Source organism: Sphingomonas sp. GW821-FHT04B01, from assembly GCF_059420425.1.
Genome location: NZ_JBWKTR010000034.1, coordinates 1 through 1,679, shown reverse-complemented (window position 1 = coordinate 1,679; position 1,679 = coordinate 1). Strand labels below are relative to the sequence as shown.

The 1,679-nt window shown below is 57.9% G+C and carries 1 protein-coding gene; it reads left to right on the top strand.

Going from position 1 to position 1,679, the window contains the following annotated elements:
* The first annotated feature begins 151 nt into the window (after positions 1 to 151).
* On the top strand, positions 152 to 1,501 hold the full coding sequence (glyA, locus tag AC07UH_RS21480; RefSeq protein WP_495182210.1) for a serine hydroxymethyltransferase: 1,350 nt from the start codon (positions 152 to 154) through the stop codon (positions 1,499 to 1,501).
* The last annotated feature ends 178 nt before the right edge of the window (positions 1,502 to 1,679 follow it).

Genomic DNA, 1,679 nt, shown 5'->3' with positions numbered 1-1,679 from the left:
CAACTGTCTTCTTCTCTGCCGTCGCGCTCGCGGCCACCGTCATCTTCTGGCTGTGACCAATGAGTCCTGAGCCTAGGCTGCGGTCGAGGCCGCCTAGTTTCGATCGGCCCCTGTGGTTGCAAGACCATTGGACGCGTCAGTCCCGGCCGTAATGCGCAGCGATTTCCGCCTGTGGTCGCCCGGAAAGCCACCAAATCCTAAAGGAGAGACCGTGACCAAGCCAGTCCCGGACAATTATTTCACCTGTCCCATATCGGAAGCCGATCCAGCGGTCTTTGGGACCATTGATCGTGAGCTCAGGCGAGAGCAGGGGCAGATCGAACTGATCGCCTCGGAAAACATCGTGAGCCGGGCAGTCCTTGAAGCCCAGGGTTCTGTCTTCACCAACAAATATGCCGAAGGCTATCCAGGCAAACGCTACTATCAGGGTTGCGCCCCTTCAGACGAGGTAGAACGGCTGGCGATCGAGCGTGCCAAAAAGCTCTTTGGATGCGGGTTCGCAAATGTACAGCCGCACTCGGGAGCGCAGGCGAACGGGGCAGTCATGCTGGCACTGACGCAGCCTGGTGATACGATCATGGGCCTGAGCCTTGATGCTGGCGGGCATCTTACGCATGGGTCGAAGGCGGCCTCCTCGGGCAAATGGTACAGGTCCGTCCAGTATGGTGTTCGTAGGGAAGATCATCTTATCGACTTCGATCAGGTCGAGGCGCTTGCCCTAGAGCATCGGCCAAGACTGATAATCGCTGGTGGTTCGGCCTATCCAAGGCAGATAGACTTTGCCCGCTTTCGCGCCATTGCGGACGAGGTCGGCGCACTGCTTATGGTGGACATGGCCCATTTTGCTGGCTTGGTAGCGGGAGGCGTTCATCCTTCACCTCTGGATCATGCACATGTCGTGACGACCACAACCCACAAGACGCTTCGCGGTCCGAGAGGAGGGGCAATCTTTACGGATGATGGGCAAATCTCGAAAAAGATCGACTCTGCGGTATTTCCAGGCCTGCAGGGCGGCCCCTTGATGCACGTTATCGCTGCCAAGGCCATCGCCTTTGGAGAAGCGCTGCGGCCTGATTTCCGTGCATATGCGGCTGCAGTGGTCGAGAGTGCCAAGGTATTGGCGACGGGCTTGCAAGCTCGCGGGGCAGGGGTGATTTCTGGCGGTACCGACACCCACCTCGCGCTGATTGACTTGAGACCGCTCCACGTGACGGGCCGCGACGCCGATGAGGCATTGGAGCGCGCCGGTATCACCTGCAATAAGAACTGTCTGCCATTTGATCCGCTACCCCCTCTAATCACGTCGGGTATCCGGGTAGGTAGTGCTGCCGGCACCACGCGGGGCTTTGGTCGAGATGAATTTCGACAGATTGCTGACATGATTGCTGACGTCGTGGAGGGACTGTCGCGCGACGGGGCTGAAGGAAACTGCCGAGTTGAGAAATCGATCAAGCAAGCCGTGACTGAGCTTTGCGGCCGATTTCCGATATATCCTGTCTAGGACAACAGGATCGACCTGCAATCAGTGGCTTCGTCGGGGTCGATTGAAAGAATTGACGTGACCCCCGTTTTTTCCTCCAGTTGGAGCTAGAGTCCGGCCCCGGAAAGGGACGGACAGATGAAGCGGAAACAGTTTTCTGAAGAGCAGATCATCTGCATCCTGAAGGAAGCCGAGGCAG

Bases quoted from the DNA above. Each gene is read 5' to 3' on its own strand.
- glyA (WP_495182210.1), top strand. From the start codon at position 152: ATGCGCAGCGATTTCCGCCTGTGGTCGCCCGGAAAGCCACCAAATCCT.